The sequence below is a fragment of the uncultured Rothia sp. genome, assembly GCF_916049665.1.
Lineage (GTDB): Bacteria > Actinomycetota > Actinomycetes > Actinomycetales > Micrococcaceae > Rothia.
In genome coordinates this window covers 1-19310 of sequence record NZ_CAJZIE010000048.1, presented here as the reverse complement: position 1 = coordinate 19310, position 19310 = coordinate 1, and the positions used below count along the sequence as shown (strand labels likewise).

The following is a 19310-nucleotide window of genomic DNA, read 5'->3' as shown; positions in this document are numbered from 1 at the left end:
TTCTTGAGTAACGTACCAATTTCTGCTTGAAGGTTTGTTAGGGTGAGAGTGTTTCCTGAACCGATGGGGACACTCAACCACTTCTCATTGGGCTGGCGCAGATTCGACGGAGATTTCTCATTCCTATTTAGAACCTGCATCGGCGCAATGGACATGACCGATAAGGAATGTTTATGTCCGCTCTTCCGAACTCTAAGTCTTCACTCCTGTATGCAACTCGCAGTTGCAGTGCACTGGCGCTGGCTGGTGCGATGGTTCTGCCGGTGACTCCGGCGCTTGCCCAGAATGTTGCCGCAGATGCTCCTGCAGCTGCAGCGGCCGGTGCTCTGCCGGGTGATCGCCTCCGTGAAAATTCTGATGATACTTCTGAGGAGTTCTATCCTCACTTGAGCTACAACGCATTGAAGAACACTGACGAGGATCAGGTTCTGGACTTCTCGGGTTGGGGTTTTGAGGGTGATATTAACTCCCCGAAGGGTATTCAGGTCGTTGTGCGAGAGGTGGGTTTGAACTCCCCGGTCCTGGTGGTTAGCGACATCGTTGAATATAACCATAAAGAGCTGGCTTTCGCTTACCAGGACGGCTACATCCACGGTACGGCGAAGATTCCGGCAAACACCCTGGATAAGGAAAAGGATTATGTTATCGAGGTGTGGGGTAACAACGGCTACAAGGGCGACGAGTTCATTACCCCCGTCGTGGGTCAGGCGCCTGAGGGCCGCGGCACCCTGCTTGCTACCCAGGAGCTGAATTTCGAAGGCGCTGACGGCACGACAGCTGCGGATATTCCGGGTAAGACCCCGCAGAAGGTTACGTTCAGGTACCGGTACGACGGCGAGGATTCGTACCTGTACACCGCTGAGGGTGGCACCATCCATGTGAAGGGTTGGGGCTACACCAAGGAGTGGCGTGAGAAGCACGGCAAAGTAGTGTTTTACATTGCTACTTCTCGGGGTGTTCCTGACGATGGTGATTTCCTGCCCGCTAAGGATGTGCTGCTCCGTTTTGAGGAGGGTAAGGACTTCACCATTGCTGAAAACGGCACCCTGAATGCTCAGTTGACGGTTAAGCCCGGTGAGCTGCAGAACTACTATGAGCCTCGCATCCCCTTCCCCGGTGCTCCGAGTTACGAGAAGCGTTACGAGGTGAATTATGAGATTGGCATGTTTACCGAGAAACAGGGTCAGCCCCAGATGACCCTTGAGGACCTGCGGGCTGGCAAGAACGTGCTGTTTCATAGTGCACTGTACACTCAGGCATTCCGCCCCAGCCCGTTTGCTCCCAAGGTAGAGTACAAGGCTCTGGGTGATACTACCGCTGATCAGAACATTTACTTCTTGGGTACCGGCTTCTACGGCAAGTTTAACTTCTCCAGGGGTGTTCAGTATGTGATTCGTGAGAAGGGCTCGAATACCCCGGTTCTGGCGACGAGCGACATTTTTGAGTATAACCACCCTAGCCATATTTCTGAGTTCAAGAACGGCAAGGTACGCGGCGTCGTGAAGGTTCCGGCGAATACTCTGGATCCGGCAAAGAAGTACGTGGTGGAGGTATGGACTAACAACGGCTACAAGAACGGCGAGAATGCCGGCCCTGTGGTGGGTAAGGCACCTGAGGGCCGCAGTGAGCTGTTGGCTTCTCAGGACCTGAACTTCAAGGGGTCTGACGCTGCTGAGGGTAAGCAGCCCAGCCTGACTGATGAGCAGCGTAAGGAACGCGCTACCCGTGGCGAGTTGACGGCGGCGCTGTACGCTCAGGCTGGTAGCCCCAAGGTGGACCTCCCGGCGGTCTCCCCCTGGCCGGATGTAAAGACCACCGACCCGAACTACGCCGCCTACGTGTGGGCTCGCCAGAAGGGCATCACCTTCGGTTGGTCGGATGGTAAGTTCCACGCGGAAGCAGGTATTTCGAACGCTACGGTTGCGGCGTTCACCTACCGTGCGGCGGGTTCCCCTACCCTTGATCATGAATGGCACTCGTACACTGATCTGGCCCCGGATTCTGCGTTCTACCGTGAGATTGTGTGGGCTGGTCAGAACAGGGTTGCGCTGAGCACCAGCGGCACGTTCGACCCCAAGCATATGGTGACTCGCGGTGAGCTGGAGGTTCTGATGATGGCTTTCTAGGTTCGCTAAGATAGCCCTCTGAATAAGCCCGTGTTCCCGAATGGTTTTTCTGTTCGGGAGCACGGGGTTCAGCTTGCTGGGTTCAGTTTTTAACGGCTGGTCAACCTGGGAAAACCCTCAGAACCTTCAAGTCTCTCTTGAGTGTTTCCTGACTTCCATTCACCCCTTTGATAGGGTGAAATTGTCCCCGAAATTGACGGGGATATTCGACCACTTCTCATTGGGTTGGCGCAGATTCGACGAAGATTTCTCACACCCCTTTTAGAAACTGCATTGGCGCGATGGGTTCCGACCGTAAGGAATGATTATGTCCGCTCTTCCGAATTTTAAGGCTTCGTCCTTCTTCCGTGCAGCACGGGGTTGCGGTGCACTGGTACTGGCTGGTGCGATGGTTCTGCCGATGACTCCGGCACTCGCCCAGGATGCGGCACCTGCCGCTAATGCACCGGTGGCAAATGCTGTGACCCCCAAGCCGGCTGCTCAGGATGCGACGGCACAGCCGACGTACTCCACCGACTATGACACCATTTTTTACACCGGTGAGGGCGGCACCGTGACTCTGAAGGGTACCGGTTTCACCAAGGAATGGCGTGAGCAGCACGGCACCGTTGTCTTCTACATTGCCGCTACGAAGGATCGCCCCGGTAATGCTGAGCCTTCCACCTCGATGCTCCGTTTTGAAGAGGGTAAGGACTTCACCATTGCCGATGACGGTACTTTTGAGGCAAAGCTGACCATCAAGGCTAAGGCTCTGGAGAGTTTCTACACTCCCATCGATTATTTCCCGGGTATCACCCTGAATGAGGTGCGTTACGAGACGGGTATTTTGACCGAGGCTAAGGGACAGCCGCAGTCGAGCATTGAGGATATTTGGGCTCGCAAGAACGTTATCGCCCACCACCCGATGTACACCCGCGCCTACCATCCTGAAGTCATGGCACCTAAGTGGAAGTACGATGCTCTGAAGGACACCACGAAGGATCAGGAGTTGCTGGTCAAGGGTGAGGGTTTCGTTGGTGAGGAGCTGCCCGGCCGTGAGGGTGCCATGTACGTGATTCGTGAGAAGGGCACCGGCACCCCCGTCCTGGCGATGAGCGATATGAAGTCCTACTATGAAGGTCCCGATGGCGTAACCCGCCTGGAGGGAGGCACTCTTTACCGCACCATCAAGATCCCCGCAAACACCCTGGATCCGTCTAAGCAGTACGTCATTGAGGCGTGGAGCGACTACGACTACGACCTCACCAAGAAGGACAGGCCCCTCATCACCCCGATGGTTGGTTTGGCACCGGAGCACCGCGGTGTCCTTATGGGCCGTCAGGATCTGAAGTTTGAGGGTGTTCAGGACTTCACGGATGCTACCGTGCCCAAGGGAGAGTACAAGAGCCTGATTTCGAAGCTCACCTACCAGGAGCAGCAGCAGCGCGCTACTCGCGGCGAGTTGACGGCTGCGCTGTACGATCAGGCTGGTAGCCCCAAGGTGAACCTCCCTGCGGTCTCCCCCTGGCCGGACGTGAAGACCGACGACCCGAACTATGCCGCCTACGTGTGGGCTCGCCAGAAGGGCATCACCTTCGGTTGGTCGGATGGTAAGTTCCACGCGGATGCCGGCATCTCGAACGCTACGGTTGCGGCGTTCACCTACCGCGCAGCGGGTTCCCCGGCTGTTTCCGGTGTTTCTTCGTTCACGGATGTTAATCCGAGTTCCGCGTTCTACCGTGAGATTCTGTGGTCCACGCAGCAGTATGTCATTAATCCGGATTTCGGCGCTTTTAATGCGACGGACCTGGTGAATCGTGGTCAGCTGGAGCAGATGCTGTTCAACTTCCAGAATCGAGCTAAGTAGAACGGTGCCGGGTAGAACGGTGCCGGGTATGGTGGACTAGTTCTACGCTGAATGCCCCGTGTTCCCGATTGGTTTTTCTATTCGGGGGCGCGGGGTTCAGCTTTTAAGACCTCTCCACTGCGTGAGATTTTCCAGAACCTTAAAGTGTTCATTGAGTGTTTCCTGACAAGTGTTCAACACTTTGCTAGGGTGGGAGTACTCCCGAAACCGACGGGGGTACTCAACCACTTTTCTCATAGGGTCCGTGCAGATTCAACGGCTAATTCCCAGGCCGCCGGTGAGCTCGCACCACCTCAGATTGCGCCTCCCCGGATTGCACAGCTCTGGACTGCACAGCCCCGGAGAAACGATTTTAAGGATGTCTTATGTCCTCACTTCCGAACTCTAAGTCTTCATTCCTTCACGCGGCTCGCAACTGCAGTGCACTGGCCTTGGCTGGTGCTATGGTCCTGCCGATGACCCCGGTTCTCGCGCAGGATGCAACACCCGCCGCAAACGCACCTGTGGCTAACGCGCCGACTGCCAATACCCCTGCAACCCAGAATGTTACGGCTGAGCCATCTTTCACCATTGATTATGGGGAAGGCGCTGCTTTGTACACCGATAAGTACAACGAAATTACGGTGAGGGGCACCGGCCTCACCAAGGAATGGCGTGAGCAGCACGGCAAGGCAGTCCTTTACATTGCCGCTACAGAGTATCATCCCGATAACGTTGAGCCTTCAAGGTCGGTGCGTTTCTTTGAAGAAGGTTGGCGTTTCCCTATTGCCGATGACGGCACTTTTGAGGCAGAGCTGACGATCAGATATGGCGACCTGGAGAGTTTCTACACCCCCGCTTATGGGGTCCCGTATTTCCGCGGGGAGGATGTGCGCTATGAGATTGGCATCCTCACCGTGGGCGAGGATCAGCCGTGGCCGACCATTGAGGATATTTGGGCTCGTAAGAACGTGGCTATCCACCAGCCGATATATGCCCGTCGCCATCCTGAAATTATCGGGGCCCACTGGAGGTACGATCCACTGAAGGACACCACGAAAGATCAAGAGCTGATGATTAAGGGTGAGGGTTTCAGCGCGTATGAGCTCCCCGGTCGTGAGGGTGTCATGTACACGATTCGAGAGAAGGGCACCGGCACCCCCGTCCTGCTCATGAGCGAGATGGAGCGCTACTACGAACGTAGCGATGGCGTAATGGCGCTGTGGGGAAACGCTGTTTACCGCACCATCAAAATTCCCGCGAACACTCTGGATCCGTCTAAGCAGTACGTCCTTGAAGCATGGAGCGACTATGGCTATGTCAGCCAGACGGATAAGACTCTCATCACCCCGATTGTGGGTTTGGCGCCGGAGCACCGCGGTGTCCTTATGGGCCGTCAGGACTTGAAGTTTGAAGGTCTTGAGGAATTCACGAATGTATCTCTACCCAAGCCCAAGTATAAGCATCTCTTCTCAAAGCTTAGCGATGAGGAACAGCAGCAGCGTGCTACTCGCGGTGAGCTAGCTGCGGCACTGTACCTTCAAGCTGGCGCCCCCAAGGTGAACCTCCCTGCAGTCTCCCCGTGGCCGGATGTAAAGACAGACGACCCGAACTACGCTGCGTACATTTGGGTTCGTGAGAAGGGCATCAGCTTCGGCTGGTCTGATGGTAAGTTCCATGCGGATGCAGGTATTTCACGCGCTACTGTTGCAGCGTTCACCTACCGTGCAGCAGGTTCCCCAGCTGTTTCCGGTGTTTCTTCGTTTACGGATGTGAATCCGAGTTCCGCCTTCTACCGTGAGATTTTGTGGTCTGCTCAGCATGGTGTCATTAACCCGCAGAGGGGTATTTTTGAGGCGACCACGATGGTAAATCGTGGTGAGCTGGAGCAGATGATGTTCATTTTTCAGAACTGCACTGACTATGGTGGGCTGGTTCTAGTCTGAGTCTATAATCCCGTGTTCCTAGACAGGTTTTCTGTTTGGGTGCACGGGGTTCGGTTTTTATCGGCTGATCAACCTGTGAAATGTCTCAAAACCTTCAAGCTTCTCTTGAGTGTTCCCTGACATCGTTTGGAGGGTTTGATAGGGTGAAAATATCCCCGAAACCGACGGGGCTTCCAACCACTTTTCTCATAGGGCGCGTGCAGATTCAACGGCGAATTCCCTACCCGCCGTTGATTCCGCAGGGCCCCGCGAGAAACAACTTTTAAGGATGTGTTATGTCCTCGCTTCCGAATTCTAAGTCTTCTTTCCTCCGTGCAGCTCAGGGTTGCGGCGCGCTGGCGCTGGCTGGTGCCATGGTTCTGCCGATGGCCCCGGCACTGGCTCAGAATGCGGCCCCTACCGCTGATGCAGCCGTTGCTGCCGCTACCCCGCAGGCTGCTCACCAGGTCGCTGCGGCTACCCCAACCCTGGATGTATCCATCCCTGACGGTTACAAGTACGACGGCGTGAACCCCTTCCTCATCACGACCGAGGGCGGTACCGTTCATGTGAAGGGTTCAGGCTACACCAAGGAGTGGCGTGCTCAGCACGGCACTGTGGCGCTGTACATTGCTCCCGCGAACTACGCACCGTCTGGCTACGAGATTCCGACTTCGAAGATGCTACGCTTCGTGGAAGGTCAGGACTTCACCATTGACGATGACGGCACTTTTGAGGCTGACCTGAAGGTTGAGGCGTACGATCTTGCCGCCTACTACTTCGTTGATGATGACAACTTCCACGATCCGACCGGCGGCACCAAGTACGATGTCCGCTACGAGATTCACGTGGTGGCTGAGCAGAAGGGCCAGAAGCCTCTGACCGCTCAGGAGCTGTGGACCAGCAAGAACGTGGTGAGCACCCAGGTGCTGAGCACTCTAGGTGAGAAGCCGGCGCCGTTCGCGCCGCGCCTGAGTTACAACGCTGTGACTGATACCGCAAAGTCGCAGGATCTGAACGTTGGTGGCCAGGGGTTCAACGGCGATATCCACTCCGTTAAGGGTGTCCAGTTCGTGGTTCGTGAGAAGGGCTCGAACACACCGGTTCTGGCAACCAGCGACATTATCGAGTTTGACCACCCCACCCAGGCTTCGGCCTACCGTGACGGCAACCTGAACGGTACCGTGAATCTTCCGGCAAACACCCTGAATGCTTCGAAGAAGTACGTGATTGAGGTTTGGGCTAATGACGGTTACAGCGAGACGGGCGAGCTGCTCGCGCCGGTTGTGGGCAAGTCCACTGAGGGTCGCGGCGAGCTGCTCGCATGGCAGGACCTGGATCTGAACGGCACGAACGGTTACAGGGATGCGAACCTGCCCAACGCTCAGGACCCCAAGAAGGACGACGATCAGAAGCCTGCTCCTTCCGATGAGAAGCTGAAGACCCCCGCAACTCGCGGTGAGCTCGCAGCTGCCCTGTACATCCAGGCGGGCACCCCCGAGGTAAAGCTGCCCGAGACTTCCCCGTGGCCGGATGTGAAGACTGATGACCCGAACTTCCCCGCGTACGTGTGGGCGCGTCAGAAGGGTATTACCTTCGGCTGGTCGGACGGCAAGTTCCACGCTGATGCAGGCATTTCGAATGCTACTGTTGCGGCGTTCGCTTACCGCGCGGCTGGTTCGCCCGCAGTTAAGGGCGACTCCCCCTACAGTGATGTGGCTCCGGGTTCGGCGTTCTACCGTGAGATTCTGTGGGCTCAGCAGAACAAGGTGGTGCTGAACGCTAGCGGTGCTTTTGACGCTCAGCACATGGTGACTCAGGGTGAGCTGGAGACTCTGATTGAGGCGTTCCAGGCTCGCGCTAAGTAAGGTCATTTAGCCCCCCCTGCGCTTGGTACCCCAAGCCCTGCAGAGTATTGCTCCCGCAGAAGTAATGCCCGGTCTGCACGTTCCTGTCAGGATCCTTGATGAGAGGTTCCTGTCGGGCTCGTACAGACCGGGCTTTACTGTGCCTAAATTTTTGAAGACTGCTTCTTGGTAGCTATTCAGCAGCTATTTTCAGCGCTTACTTTTCAGCCAGGCTAGTCCATGCGGCGGCGGGTTCGGTGCTTGCCGAGTGTGCGTCCTGGCCGGTTGCCACGCCGGTGGAAACGGTGAAGTCCCACGGGTCGGTGTTCAGTGCGGACAGCTTCGTTTCGATGGTGAAGCCACGCTCAGCGAGCAGGGCACGCAGACGGTCGGCTGCCGAACGCAACCACAGCGATTCACTGGCGGCGTGGGAGTAGTCAATCAGCGCGATATTGCTGCCGGTAACGCGTGCGGTTTCGCGGAATTCGCTGGCGGGGTGGTGGCGCAGGTCGGCGGTAATGTACACCTGCGCGTCGGTGGCGCGTACCGCGTCGAAGAGGGAGTCACCGGCACCACCGCAGAGGGCGACGCGGCGGATCGGCTGGTCGGCGCGTCCCGCAATGCGCAGGCCACCGGCGGTTGCGGGCAGTGCCGCAGCGAGGCGTTCCGCGAGTTCCTTGAGGGTGATTTCTTCGGGCAGAGTGCCGAGGCGGCCGGTGCCTACCGCATGTTCCTGCCCGTCGAGTACCTGGGTTTGCGCTTCGGTGAGCGGTTCGCGGTCGATGAGGCCGATAGCGTCACAGAGTGCTTCGTTCACGCCTTCGACGGCGGCATCTGCGTTGGTGTGCGCGCCGAGCAGACCGCATCCGCCTTCGATGAGGGTGTGTAGCACGTTGCCCTTGTAGTCACTGTCGGGGATGAACTTTGCGCCGCGGAGCAGCAACGGGTGGTGGGTGATGAGTAGCTGTGCGCCTTCGGCTACGGCTTCTTCAGCGGTGGCGGTGAGGGCATCCACTGCGAAAAGGACGGTGCTCACTTTAGCGGCGGCGCGACCGGCGACGAGACCGGAGGCATCCCAACCGGCGGCGAGCTGCGGCGGGAAGAGCGTGTGGAAGGCGTCAACGACTTCTGCGAGGGTGGGGGTTTCAAGTTTTTCAGTCATACCTCTATTGTGGCAGGTGGCGCGGCGGTAACTCGGGAATATTGTGCAGCCCTGCAGTGTTCTTCAGGTAGTGTGGATTTATAGTTCGAGGAGGAATCATGACTGATGTTGTTCTTGCCGGCGGCTGCTTCTGGTGCCTGGATGCGGTGTACCGCCAGTTCCGCGGCGTTGAGGCAAGCGTCTGCGGCTATACGGGCGGCGAGACTCCCGACCCTGATTATCGTTCGGTGTGTTCGGGTACGACCGGTCACCAGGAGGCGCTGAAGCTCAGCTTTGACCCGCAGGTCATCGACCTGGATACGGTGTTGGATATTTTCTTCACGAGCCACGACCCGACTAGCTGGGATCGTCAGGGCGCGGATACCGGTTCGCAGTACCGTTCGGTGCTTTTCTACGCGGATGAGCAGCAGCGTGAGGCGTTTGAGCGTGCGGTGGCGCGTGCTCAGCAGCTGTACTCCTCCCCCATCGTTACGCAGATTAAGCCCCTGGGTGTGTTCTATGAGGCTGAGGAGTATCACCAGAACTATTACGCGTTGAATCCGGCGCAGGGTTATTGTGCGTTTGTGGTGAGCCCGAAGGTGGCGAAGGCGCGCCGTAATTTTGCGCATCTGCTCCGCTAGGTTGCACGCCCCTCCAGTTGTTTTGCCCCGCGGCTGTTGTTCTTTCTTCGAAAATATTCGGAATAACGGCCGCGGGGTTTCTTCATGTATACCCAGTTCTCCCAAGCTATTTGCTATTCACATGTGCTTTAGGGTTGCTATAAGGTGCGCCCGGTATGATGGGGGTGTCGACTCACTCCCCTCATTTGTTGACCTCTTCGAAAGACTGCTGATGACTAGCTCCTCTTCTAAGGCCATCGCTTTGAGCCGCCGCGCCGTGTTGGGTGTGGGCGGTGTTGGTCTTGCCGCCGTGGTGTCTGCGTGTGCGCGTACGGTGCATCCGCCGGCTGATGTTGCTGAGTCTGGCTCGGCGAGTGCTTCGGCGAGCCCCTCTGCTTCTTCGGCGTTGCCGCCTGCGAATAAGTCGTATCAGGGTAAGGTCACGTTCGATAACTTTGAGAAGAACGGCGAGTATGTGCCTGCCACGGCTGAGAAGAAGGCGCAGAATGTGCCCAAACCGATCATGCCGGAGAAGGTGCAGGAGCTGAGTCTTGACGGTATTTATGCGCTGATTGGCTATTGGATTTCTAGTTTTAATTATTTGGCGCTGACGGGTGATATTGAGCCGTTGAAGAAGACAGATCCGAGCAGCGATTACTATAAGGAGCTTGAGCCGATGGTTAAGCTCTATGAGACGGGGCGCGGCTGGATTTATGACACGAGTGAGCCGATGTCTGTGTATCTGTTGACGGATACTCCTACGCAGATTGAGGGTGACCGTATTCTTTATTTCTGGCGTGCTCGTTCCCTGGTGGATCAGAATGCGAAGAGGCATCTGACCGAGGGTGATAACCGTGATAAGTCCCTTGTGGGGGCTGAGGATTCTCAGGGTCAGGCGATGAGGATTGTTGTGGAGTATAAGGAGGGTGCTTGGTTTATGAGCACTCAGAAGGATAAGGATGCTGATAAGAGCTCGGATTCTGCGAGCGCTTCGGCTTCCTAGTGCACTATTCACGATTTTTGGGTTTCTTCTATTCAAAAGTATATGAATAGCAACATTTGATAGTCATTCACGTGTTTAGCGTATGATGGGGGGTGTCAACTCACTCTATTTCCTTTGTTGACCTCCTTTGAAAGGCTACCGATAATGAGCCCTTCCCCCATATCTACCCGTGTGAGCCGTCGTGCGGCGTTGGGTGCGACCGGTGCCGGTGTTCTGGCTGCGCTGACTGCGTGTGCTGGTAGTATCCGCCCGCTGGCTGATAGTTCTCCCTCCGGTGAGGCTTCGGCAAGTGCGTCCGAAAGCGCTTCAGCTAGTGCCTCACCCAGTGCCTCGGCTAGCGCTTCGGCGTCTGCTTCTTCCGGCAAGTCCTACAAGGGCTTGGTAAAGTTCGATAACTTCGAGAAGAAGGGCGAGTACGTTCCGGCGACCGCTACCCAGAAGGCACAGAATGTGCCTAAGCCCCTCGTTCCGGCGAACATGAACGAGCAGAGCATTGATGGTATTTATGCGTTCATTGGCTATTGGTTGGCGAGCTTCAACTACCTGCTGATGACTGGCGATCCTGAGCCGCTGCAGAAGGCTGAGTCTACGGACATACTGACGGAATACCAGAATTTGACGGCTGCCTATGAAAATAATCTGGGGTGGCTCTACGGTGCGGATACCCCGGTTACTCTTGAGCTGATTTCTAATTTGCCGCAGAAAATTTCCGGTAGCCGAATTCGCTATGACTGGTTGGGATATATGCGGTACAGCACCGACATCAAGGTTCATACTGAGGGCGTGAGTCCGGATGAGCCCTTTATGGAGGATAGCTCGCAGGATCTGACGAAGGTTGGCGTGGAGTACAAGGATGGTAAGTGGATTATGCTCACCGACGAGGATGGCTCTTCTGGGCCTGGTAGCGCCAGCAAGTCTTCTTCTGTCTAAGCTTCTGGGAGCTTAAGATAGACTTCTTCCCCGCCTGCGGTAATGCACCGTGGGCGGGGCTTTCTTTATGCCGAGGCTTGGTAGTGCTGTGCGGCGGTATCAGATTGCAACGGTATTAGGATGCTTTGTCGTTGGTGCTAGATGACGATCGTTGATGGGCATCTGTGTACTTGCCTGTATGATGGGGTTGTCAACTCACTCAATTTCCTTTGTTGACTTCCTATGAAAGGCTAATCATGACGAGCCCTTCCCCCACTTCTGCTGGTATGTCCCGCCGCGTGGCACTGGGTGCGACCGGCGCCGGCGTACTGGCTGCATTGACTGCGTGCGCTAGCGATATTCGCCCGACGGCTGAAGGTTCGGCGTCTAGCTCCGCTTCTGAAAGCGCCTCGGCCGCTGCTTCCGCATCTGCTTCTTCGGACAAGTCCTATAAGGGCTTTGTGAAGTTCGATAACTTCGAGAAGAACGGCGAATACGTTCCTGCCACTGCCGAGAAGAAGGCGCAGAATGTGCCCAAGCCCCTCGCCCCGGGGAACATGAACGAAGATAACGTTGATGGCATGTATGCGTTCATTGGCTACTGGCTGGCGAGCTTCAACTATGCGTTGATGACCGGTGATACTGAGCCGATGAAGAAGGCTGACCCTGCAGATGTGTATGCGAAGAGCCTGCAGGAACTTACAATCATGTACGAGAACGATCTGGGCTGGATGTACGGTACGGATGCCCCGGTTACTCTTGAGCTGATTAGTGGTTCACCGCAGAAGGCGTCCGGTAAGGGTACCCGTTACGACTGGCCGGCATACATGAACTACAGCCCTGACGCGAAGATTCACATTGATGGCAAGCCTGACCAGCCCTTTAAGACCGCTTCTAGCCCGAACGGCAAACGGATGAAGGTTGCCGTGGAGTACAAGGACGGTAAGTGGATTATGCTCACCGGCGATGAAGATTCTCCTTCGTCGGCTTCCGGTTCTTCCTCTAGCTCTTCTTCTGTCTAGGCCCCACCATAACGGTTCAGGCATAACAGCTTGAGATAGGCTTCTCCCCCGCCCGCGGTAATGCACCGTGGGCGGGGTTTCTTTTTTGTCGAAACGCCGTCGAAGCTCTGCCGAAACGCTGCCAAAACTCTACCGACCCCATACAGAAACCCAGGGAATACCCAGGAGAAAACCCGGCGGATGGTCGGGGTTGGCGGAGGGTGCCTCGGGTACGCTTAACGTATATACATTGACGTACTACATGTGGTCTTTACCTGCAGGTTGTGAGCCTCGTACTGACGGCTCTGTGGGTGATGGATCCGACAAAGGACTTCCGATGACTACTTTCTTCACTCGACGTACCGCCCTGGGTGTTGCTGTTGCGGGTGCACTTTCTGCGTTGACTGCGTGCGCTAGCGATATTCGCCCGCTGGCTGGCGGCACCGGCTCGGCTTCTCCGTCGGAGGCGGCGACCGTCTCCGAGACTGCCTCCGCCTCGGCGTCTGCGAGCGCATCTCCTTCTGCGGCTACGTCTCCTTCAGCTTCTGCGAGTGCTTCTGCAGCTTCGGGTCTTCCGTCTTCGGGTAAGTCCTATAAGGGTGCGATAAAGTTCGATAGCTACGAGAAGACCGGTGAGTATGTTCCGGCGAGCGCTACGAATCCGGCGGAGAATATGCCGAAGCCTGTTCCTCCGGCGAATATGAAGGAGCACAGCGTTGATGGTGCGTATGCTTTCTTGAGTTTCTGGCTGGCGAGCTTGAACTATTTGCTGATGACGGGCGATATGGGCCCGATAGATACTGTTTACCATAAAGGCTACGCCTGGGAGGAATATTCCAGCATATTCAAGGTGTATGCGTTGGGTGCTGGTTGGGTGTACGGTACGGAAACTCCGTATATTGTTGAGCTGCTAACGGACGCTCCTCGTGAGGTGCCAGGCAGCGACAATACTCGCTTTATTTGGGAAGGCTTTTCCTATATGGACCCCAAGATGATACGGCATTATAGGAATCAGCCTGAGAAGGCGACGAGCGCTGATGAGTCGAAGAAAAAGGTGGCGAGGTTCCGCCTGGAGTACAAGGACGGCAAGTGGGAGCTGTCGAGCGCCGCGTAGTTGCCGCTTTGCAGAGGGTTCGCTTTCGTAGTGATTTCTCATGTGACAAGACCCCGCACCTGGTAAAACGCTGGGTGTGGGGTCTTAATTTTCTGAACAATTGAGGTGGTCGCGGGGCTATGTGGTGGCTCTCGGGTAACCTTAAAAGTGTATACATTGACGTACTGATAGGTCTGTACGGGGTGCGTATGCCCGCCACGGTGTGTGGCGTGATTTGCTCTGTATTGGCTCCAACGAAGGGCTTCCGATGACTACCTTCTTCACTCGACGTGCTCTCCTGGGCGTGGGTGCGACCGGCATCCTTGCGGCGCTGACTGCGTGCGCTAGCGATATTCGCCCGCTGTCGCAGGGTTCCGGCGGTTCCTCTGGTTCAGCTTCTGATGCTGCTTCTGGTGCAGCGTCCTCTTCTGCGAGTGCTTCGGCGTCGCCTTCTCCGACTGATGATCACACTCCCGGCTCGTATGTTGGTCCGATTAAGTTCAATAACTACGAGCGGAACGGCACCTACATCCCTGCGACTGCGAATGCGCCGGCGCAGAACGTGCCGAAGCCTCTGATTCCGGAGAAGATGAAGGAGAACAATCCCGAGGGCGCCTACGCTCTGATGGGTTATTGGCTTGCCTCCCAGAATTATCTGATTCTGACCGGTGATGTTGAGCCGCTGATGAAGGCGGATCCGGCGAAGGCTTTTTTGAGCAACTCTAGGACCATGATTAAGCTCTATGAGTCGGGTCTGGGTTGGATTTACGGTTCGGATCAGCCGTACAAGATTGAGATTGCGGAGAATGAGCTTCAGCCGGTTGCTAATAAGCCGGACCGTTACGAGTGGCTTGTGACCGTCGCGTATGACGCTGCCGCTAAGTACCACATTGAGGGTGAGCCTGATGCGCCTATCGTTGAGGAGGAAAAGACGATTCCTCGCACGACGAAGTTCATCATGGAGTACAAGGAAGGCATGTGGCGCATGCTCCTGGACAACAACAGCTAAATTTCCTTATCTTCTGATACGCACTATTTAAGGATTTCTGATGACGACTTTCCTTTCTCGACGTGCCGCACTAGCTGCCGCTACCGGTGCCGGCGCGGCTGCGGCACTGACTGCTTGCGCTAGCGATATCCGCCCGCTGGCTGATAGTTCTCCGTCTGCTTCTGGTGAGGCTTCCTCTTCCGCAAATCCCAGCGCCTCTGCTAGTGCCTCTGCTAGCCCTTCTGCCTCTGCGGGTGGTTCTTCTGAGAAGTCTTACCTGGGACCGGTAAAGTTCGACAACTACGAGAAGAAGGGCGAGTACGTCCCCGCGGATGAGACGCATAAGGCGCTGAACATGCCTAGGCCGCGACCGCCAGCGAATATGCATGAGAATAGCATTGATGGTGCCTACTCTGCCTTTAGTTTTTGGCTTGCCAGCGTCAACTATCTGGTGCTCACCGGTGACGATGAGCCGTTGAAGCAGGCTGACCCCTCAGGCAGGGATGTGAAGTCTTTCCATGATTACGTGACTTTTTATGAGTCCAATGAGGGGTGGTTTTACGGTTCGGAGCATGCGCTTCAGGTTGAGATGATGACCCCGCAACCTGAGAAGGTGGAAGGCAGCGAGCCTCTCTATTACTGGCGTATCACGCTGTCCAAGGACCCTAATGCGATGATGCATGTTGAGGGTAAGGGCAACAGGCCTATGTACCAGAACACTTCCATGGAGCCTGAGCTTTCCAACCTGAAATTGTCGTATCAGGACGGCAAGTGGTTTACTTACCCCACCAAGGTACGCGGGCAAAGCACTGCAAGCCCGAGTGCTAAATCATCCGATGAGGCTAGCTCCAAGAACGCCTAGAGCATCTTTGCTCAGTTCGTCTTATGGGCGGGGATTTACCTCGCACATAGGCTCTAGGATTTAGTCTCATAACCCCACACGTTACTTAAGGATTTTTCATGGCAACTTTTCTTTCTCGACGTGCCGCACTAGCTGCTGCTACCGGTGCCGGCGCGGCTGCGGCATTGACTGCTTGCGCTAGCGATATCCGTCCGCTGGCTGATAGCTCTTCTGCTCCTTCCGGTGAGGCTTCGGCGAGCGCTAGCGCTTCTGAGTCTGCAAGCGCATCCGCCTCAGCATCTGCGTCGTCTTCCGCTAAGAAGTCGTACAAGGGTACCGTAAAGCTCGACAAGTATGAGAAGAACGGCGAGTACGTTCCTGCCACGGCTGAGAAGAAGGCGCAGAACGTGCCGAAGCCTGTTGTTCCGGAGAAGATGAACGAGGCGACCGTTGAGGGCATGTACCAGTTCCTCTGCTACTGGGTGGCAAGCTTCAACTACATGTTCATGACCGGCGATTTCGAGCCGCTCAAGAAGGCTGACCCTGAAGGCCACTATGCGAACGATCACGCCAATGCTGTTCTTATCTACTCTTCCGGTAAGGGCTGGGTGTATGACACGGATGCGCCGGTTACCATTCAGCTGCTGACTGATGCTCCCAAAAAAGTTGAGGGCGGTCCCAACCGTTACGATTGGCTCGGACGCATTATCTATGATCCCAATGCAAAGGCTCACGTTGAGGGTCATGACCCTGTTCCTCTGGTTGATGGATCGACCAAGAGCGAGGCAACCAATTTTCCGTTTGACTATAAGGATGGCGCCTGGTTCTTACTCAGTGATGAAGAAGCTGATTCCCCCTCTTCAGAGGCGAGTAGCGCTAGTGCCTAATCCGCGTTCCTAGTCATTTATAGTGATGAGGGAAGCTCTCGAATGCAGTTGAGGCTGCGTGCGGGAGCTTCCCCTTTTTGTTTGCATGGCCTGCGTACGGTCGTGTTGAACTATTCCCCCAGATGAGCAGGTGCCGGCTTTGAACATGTATCAGTTTCTTCGGGTACGCTTAAAAGCACACGAACAAACCATTGAGGGGTTCCCATGCCTACCTTCGTTACTCGACGCACCGCTCTGGGCGTTGCCGCCACCGCCGCGCTCGCTTCCTTGACTGCCTGCGCCAGCGATATCCGCCCGCTGGAGGACCCGAGCGTAGTTGACCCGATGCGCCCCTACAAGGGCGAGTTGAAGTTCAATAGCTACAAGTCCACCGGAACGTACCACCCCGCAAGCAGCACGAAGAAGGCGGAGAATCCGCCTATGCCCGTTCCTCCCGTGAATATAAAGTCAAAGACGACCTCGGGCATGTATGCGGCGCTGGGCTACTGGGTCGCAGCCCTGAACTACCTGACGGTTACTGGTGACGCTACCCCGTTCAAGGACGTGGACCTGGACGGCATCTACGTGCAGAAGATGAAGGCATACGTAGAGTTGTACGCAAAGAATGAGGGGTGGATGTACGGCACCGAGACGCCGCTCGTGGCTGACCTGACCGACGAGACCCCGCAGAAGGTTGACGATGAGCAGTACCGCTGGAAGGGTATTGCCCGTAGCCATAAGGATGCTGTTCTCCATTACGTGCCCGAGGACAGGGACATTCGTCTGGCTGAGACGAGCGGTGATTCCAGTGATGATGAGGTCACTTTTGTGTTGAAATACCGAAACGATGCGTGGATGGTCACCGTTGAGACGAAGAGTTCCTCGACGACTTCCCCCGGCTCCTCGGGTGGAAGCGATTCTGGCCTCAGCGTTTAGGATGCGGTAGCGCGGCAAAGCGGCGGCACAGGAAAGCCGCAGCATGGCAAAATGCCAGCGCAGGAAAACGGCAGCATAGGAAGATAATGGCTTTTCCCCTAGTAAACGGTACTTTTCGTTAGCTAACGTATCTTTTGTAGTATTTTCCCAGGTTTGGCACCCAATAAATCGTAAGCATACCCAAATACACTAAGGTACCCTGAAATAGATACACCGATAATCTATTGAAGGGTACCTTATGTCCACCTTCGTGACCCGACGCGCCGCTCTTGGCATCGCCGCCACCGCCGCGCTCGCTTCCTTGACTGCCTGCGCTAGCGATATTCGCCCGCTCAGCGACCCGAGTGTGCTCGACGCTCAGCGTATCTATAAGGGCGAACTGAAGTTCAACAACTACGAGTCGCAAGGAACTTACGTTCCGGCAACCCATGAGAAGAAAGCCGAGAATCCGCGCAAACCCGTACGCCCTGCAAACATGAGCAACAAGACAAAGGGCGGCATGTATGCAGCATTGGGATATTGGATGGCTTCTCAGAACTATCTCATGATTTCTGGGGATATTGAGCCTTTAAAGTCTGTAGACGCAACCGTAGACCAATACTGGGAAAAGATGAAGAAGGCGTACGTGAAAATGTATTCAGACGGCAGCGGCTGGCTATACGGCACCGAAACACCTTGTCTATACCAGTTGACAGAGGAATCTCCTCAAAAGATTGACGAAGACCGCTACCATTGGAAAGCTACGACCTACATGCACAGTAGGGCCGTAGTCCACACCACGGCACAGGGCTTGGAGATTTCGCTAGCCTACACAAATAACCCAGACGGTCCCAGCAAAATCATTTTTGAGTTGGTACACCAAAATGGTGCATGGACAGTCGGTCCTGCAGGAGGAAGCAACGCAACGAATTCACCCCAGCCTACAGCAAGCAGTTCTTCTCCGGCGTAGAAGCAACAATATTACTGCCTTAGCGAGAGCCCGTGTTTTTCGTCATCTCCCGCCGCTTTTAGGGTCATGGAGGCGCACACAACATTGGGCTGACCGCTCCCCTGCGATATTCTGGAATTAGTTCAATACCGGCACATACTTTATTCACCTCAGAAAGAGCCCCATGTCTACCATGTATACCCGCCGCACCGCCCTGACCGCACTGGGTCTGGGCACCGCCGCGCTTCTTGCCGCATGTTCCTCGAAGTCCTCCGAGTCTTCGGCGACTGCGAGCGCATCTGCTACCGAGTCTTCGACCGCGAGCGCAACCGCATCCGTCTCCCCCACCGCGGAGGCAACCACCACTGTTGAGCCTGGCCCCAGCATGAAGGGTGAGGTCGTTCTTGCCGACTACTCCTCCACCGGCACTTTTGAGCCCGGCACTAAGGAGCACAAGGCAGTGAACGTCGCGATTCCCGTGGAGCCCGCGAAGCTGCGTGAGAACAGTGTTGAGGGTCTGCACGCGTTCATTGCGTACTGGCAGGCTACCCTGAACTACCTGCTGCTGACCGGTGACGGTACCCGCTTCACGAACATTGACCACACCGGTGACTACTCGACTGTGGCTGAGTTCTTCCAGAGCATGTACGCTTCGGAGAGCGGCTGGGTTATTGGTTCGGAGCGTCCGATGGTTCTGTCGCTGACCGCTGACCGCCCGACCAAGGACACTCGCACCGGCTACTACACTTGGGCAACCGAGATGGTGATCGATGGTGCTGAGGGTGCTGGCGTGTACAGCAAGACCAACGATCGTGTGCAGCCGCTGACCGAGGTGTTCAAGTACCCGGGTAAGCCGGTGGCTGGTCAGATTGTGGCTCACTACCAGGACGGCACTTGGCGTATGGTGCGTCGTGCTCCGGGTACTGCTTCTGCTTCGCCGGTTCCGTCGCTGAGCCCGAGCGCTTCTGCTGAGGCGACTGCTGCAGGTTCGGCGGAGGCGACTACTGCTTCTGCTGAGGCGTCGGCACAGTAGATTCCGGGTCCCATATACCACTGAGAAGCCACATGTGTTTCGAGAAGCCACCATTATGGTTGCTTTTCGAAACACATGTGGCTTTTCGCTTTTATTCTTTAATCAGATAAACAAAAAAGCCTTGATTCCGAAGAATCAAGGCTTTTTCCTAGTGTGACCCCAACCGGATTTGAACCGGTGTTGCCGCCGTGAGAGGGCGGAGTACTAGGCCGCTATACGATGGGGCCG

16 protein-coding genes and 1 tRNA gene are annotated in these 19310 nt (G+C 55.9%); 15 read left to right on the top strand and 2 right to left on the bottom strand.

Annotated features, from left to right (window positions below):
• The first annotated feature begins 173 nt into the window (after nucleotides 1-173).
• From QZ540_RS05885 to QZ540_RS05870, 4 genes are all read left to right on the top strand, one after another.
• Nucleotides 174-2126 carry a gluconolactonase gene (locus QZ540_RS05885; protein ID WP_294628407.1) on the top strand — a complete coding sequence of 651 codons (1953 nt, stop codon included), beginning with the start codon at nucleotides 174-176 and terminating at the stop codon, nucleotides 2124-2126.
• A 307-nt stretch (nucleotides 2127-2433) separates the two neighbouring features.
• Complete coding sequence (locus QZ540_RS05880) at nucleotides 2434-3972, top strand: S-layer homology domain-containing protein (RefSeq protein WP_294628405.1); 1539 nt, start codon at nucleotides 2434-2436, stop codon at nucleotides 3970-3972.
• 365 nt (nucleotides 3973-4337) lie between these two features.
• Nucleotides 4338-5897: an S-layer homology domain-containing protein gene (locus QZ540_RS05875; RefSeq protein ID WP_294628403.1), complete on the top strand. Its 1560-nt coding sequence runs from the start codon at nucleotides 4338-4340 to the stop codon at nucleotides 5895-5897.
• A gap of 275 nt (nucleotides 5898-6172) precedes the next feature.
• Entirely contained in the window at nucleotides 6173-7744 is a 1572-nt protein-coding gene (locus tag QZ540_RS05870; protein ID WP_294628402.1) for a gluconolactonase, read from the top strand.
• 196 nt (nucleotides 7745-7940) lie between these two features.
• Here the strand turns inward: QZ540_RS05870 and QZ540_RS05865 are convergent, their stop codons facing one another.
• On the bottom strand, nucleotides 7941-8885 hold the full coding sequence (locus QZ540_RS05865) for a Nif3-like dinuclear metal center hexameric protein (RefSeq protein ID WP_294628401.1): 945 nt from the start codon (nucleotides 8883-8885) through the stop codon (nucleotides 7941-7943).
• Between the two features lie 98 nt (nucleotides 8886-8983).
• On the opposite strand from QZ540_RS05865, the gene msrA reads away from it, so the two are divergent.
• The 11 genes from msrA to QZ540_RS05810 all read left to right on the top strand — a co-directional run bounded on the left by msrA (nucleotide 8984) and on the right by QZ540_RS05810 (nucleotide 19082).
• The gene (gene msrA / locus QZ540_RS05860; RefSeq protein ID WP_294628399.1) at nucleotides 8984-9505 is read left to right on the top strand and encodes a peptide-methionine (S)-S-oxide reductase MsrA; all 522 of its coding nucleotides are present in this window, start codon (nucleotides 8984-8986) and stop codon (nucleotides 9503-9505) included.
• Between the two features lie 211 nt (nucleotides 9506-9716).
• Nucleotides 9717-10487 (top strand): DUF6318 family protein, encoded by a 771-nt coding sequence (locus QZ540_RS05855; protein WP_294628398.1) that lies wholly within the window; start codon nucleotides 9717-9719, stop codon nucleotides 10485-10487.
• 144 nt (nucleotides 10488-10631) lie between these two features.
• Nucleotides 10632-11417, top strand: a complete 786-nt coding sequence (locus QZ540_RS05850) for a DUF6318 family protein (protein ID WP_294628397.1) — start codon at nucleotides 10632-10634, stop codon at nucleotides 11415-11417.
• 236 nt (nucleotides 11418-11653) lie between these two features.
• Nucleotides 11654-12418 (top strand): DUF6318 family protein, encoded by a 765-nt coding sequence (locus tag QZ540_RS05845; protein ID WP_294628395.1) that lies wholly within the window; start codon nucleotides 11654-11656, stop codon nucleotides 12416-12418.
• 316 nt (nucleotides 12419-12734) lie between these two features.
• On the top strand, nucleotides 12735-13511 hold the full coding sequence (locus QZ540_RS05840) for a DUF6318 family protein (RefSeq protein ID WP_294628393.1): 777 nt from the start codon (nucleotides 12735-12737) through the stop codon (nucleotides 13509-13511).
• 247 nt (nucleotides 13512-13758) lie between these two features.
• Entirely contained in the window at nucleotides 13759-14499 is a 741-nt protein-coding gene (locus QZ540_RS05835) for a DUF6318 family protein (protein WP_294628391.1), read from the top strand.
• A gap of 40 nt (nucleotides 14500-14539) precedes the next feature.
• On the top strand, nucleotides 14540-15340 hold the full coding sequence (locus QZ540_RS05830; RefSeq protein WP_294628389.1) for a DUF6318 family protein: 801 nt from the start codon (nucleotides 14540-14542) through the stop codon (nucleotides 15338-15340).
• Between the two features lie 98 nt (nucleotides 15341-15438).
• A complete protein-coding gene (locus QZ540_RS05825) occupies nucleotides 15439-16206 on the top strand; it encodes a DUF6318 family protein (RefSeq protein WP_294628387.1) in 768 nt (255 codons plus the stop codon).
• A gap of 204 nt (nucleotides 16207-16410) precedes the next feature.
• Nucleotides 16411-17121 carry a DUF6318 family protein gene (locus tag QZ540_RS05820; RefSeq protein ID WP_294628385.1) on the top strand — a complete coding sequence of 237 codons (711 nt, stop codon included), beginning with the start codon at nucleotides 16411-16413 and terminating at the stop codon, nucleotides 17119-17121.
• Between the two features lie 238 nt (nucleotides 17122-17359).
• Nucleotides 17360-18070, top strand: coding sequence for a DUF6318 family protein (locus QZ540_RS05815; RefSeq protein ID WP_294628383.1), 711 nt, complete (start codon nucleotides 17360-17362; stop codon nucleotides 18068-18070).
• Between the two features lie 163 nt (nucleotides 18071-18233).
• On the top strand, nucleotides 18234-19082 hold the full coding sequence (locus QZ540_RS05810; protein WP_294628381.1) for a DUF6318 family protein: 849 nt from the start codon (nucleotides 18234-18236) through the stop codon (nucleotides 19080-19082).
• A 154-nt stretch (nucleotides 19083-19236) separates the two neighbouring features.
• Here QZ540_RS05810 and QZ540_RS05805 read toward each other — a convergent pair.
• Nucleotides 19237-19309 (bottom strand) — tRNA-Glu (locus tag QZ540_RS05805).
• Nucleotide 19310 lies beyond the last annotated feature (1 nt).

Excerpts from the sequence above, each read along its gene's own strand:
- QZ540_RS05885 (WP_294628407.1), top strand. The coding sequence starts at position 174 with ATGTCCGCTCTTCCGAACTCTAAGTCTTCACTCCTGTATGCAACTCGC.
- QZ540_RS05880 (WP_294628405.1), top strand. The coding sequence starts at position 2,434 with ATGTCCGCTCTTCCGAATTTTAAGGCTTCGTCCTTCTTCCGTGCAGCA.
- QZ540_RS05875 (WP_294628403.1), top strand. The coding sequence starts at position 4,338 with ATGTCCTCACTTCCGAACTCTAAGTCTTCATTCCTTCACGCGGCTCGC.
- QZ540_RS05870 (WP_294628402.1), top strand. The coding sequence starts at position 6,173 with ATGTCCTCGCTTCCGAATTCTAAGTCTTCTTTCCTCCGTGCAGCTCAG.
- QZ540_RS05865 (WP_294628401.1), bottom strand. The coding sequence starts at position 8,885 with ATGACTGAAAAACTTGAAACCCCCACCCTCGCAGAAGTCGTTGACGCC.
- msrA (WP_294628399.1), top strand. The coding sequence starts at position 8,984 with ATGACTGATGTTGTTCTTGCCGGCGGCTGCTTCTGGTGCCTGGATGCG.
- QZ540_RS05855 (WP_294628398.1), top strand. The coding sequence starts at position 9,717 with ATGACTAGCTCCTCTTCTAAGGCCATCGCTTTGAGCCGCCGCGCCGTG.
- QZ540_RS05850 (WP_294628397.1), top strand. The coding sequence starts at position 10,632 with ATGAGCCCTTCCCCCATATCTACCCGTGTGAGCCGTCGTGCGGCGTTG.
- QZ540_RS05845 (WP_294628395.1), top strand. The coding sequence starts at position 11,654 with ATGACGAGCCCTTCCCCCACTTCTGCTGGTATGTCCCGCCGCGTGGCA.
- QZ540_RS05840 (WP_294628393.1), top strand. The coding sequence starts at position 12,735 with ATGACTACTTTCTTCACTCGACGTACCGCCCTGGGTGTTGCTGTTGCG.
- QZ540_RS05835 (WP_294628391.1), top strand. The coding sequence starts at position 13,759 with ATGACTACCTTCTTCACTCGACGTGCTCTCCTGGGCGTGGGTGCGACC.
- QZ540_RS05830 (WP_294628389.1), top strand. The coding sequence starts at position 14,540 with ATGACGACTTTCCTTTCTCGACGTGCCGCACTAGCTGCCGCTACCGGT.
- QZ540_RS05825 (WP_294628387.1), top strand. The coding sequence starts at position 15,439 with ATGGCAACTTTTCTTTCTCGACGTGCCGCACTAGCTGCTGCTACCGGT.
- QZ540_RS05820 (WP_294628385.1), top strand. The coding sequence starts at position 16,411 with ATGCCTACCTTCGTTACTCGACGCACCGCTCTGGGCGTTGCCGCCACC.
- QZ540_RS05815 (WP_294628383.1), top strand. The coding sequence starts at position 17,360 with ATGTCCACCTTCGTGACCCGACGCGCCGCTCTTGGCATCGCCGCCACC.
- QZ540_RS05810 (WP_294628381.1), top strand. The coding sequence starts at position 18,234 with ATGTCTACCATGTATACCCGCCGCACCGCCCTGACCGCACTGGGTCTG.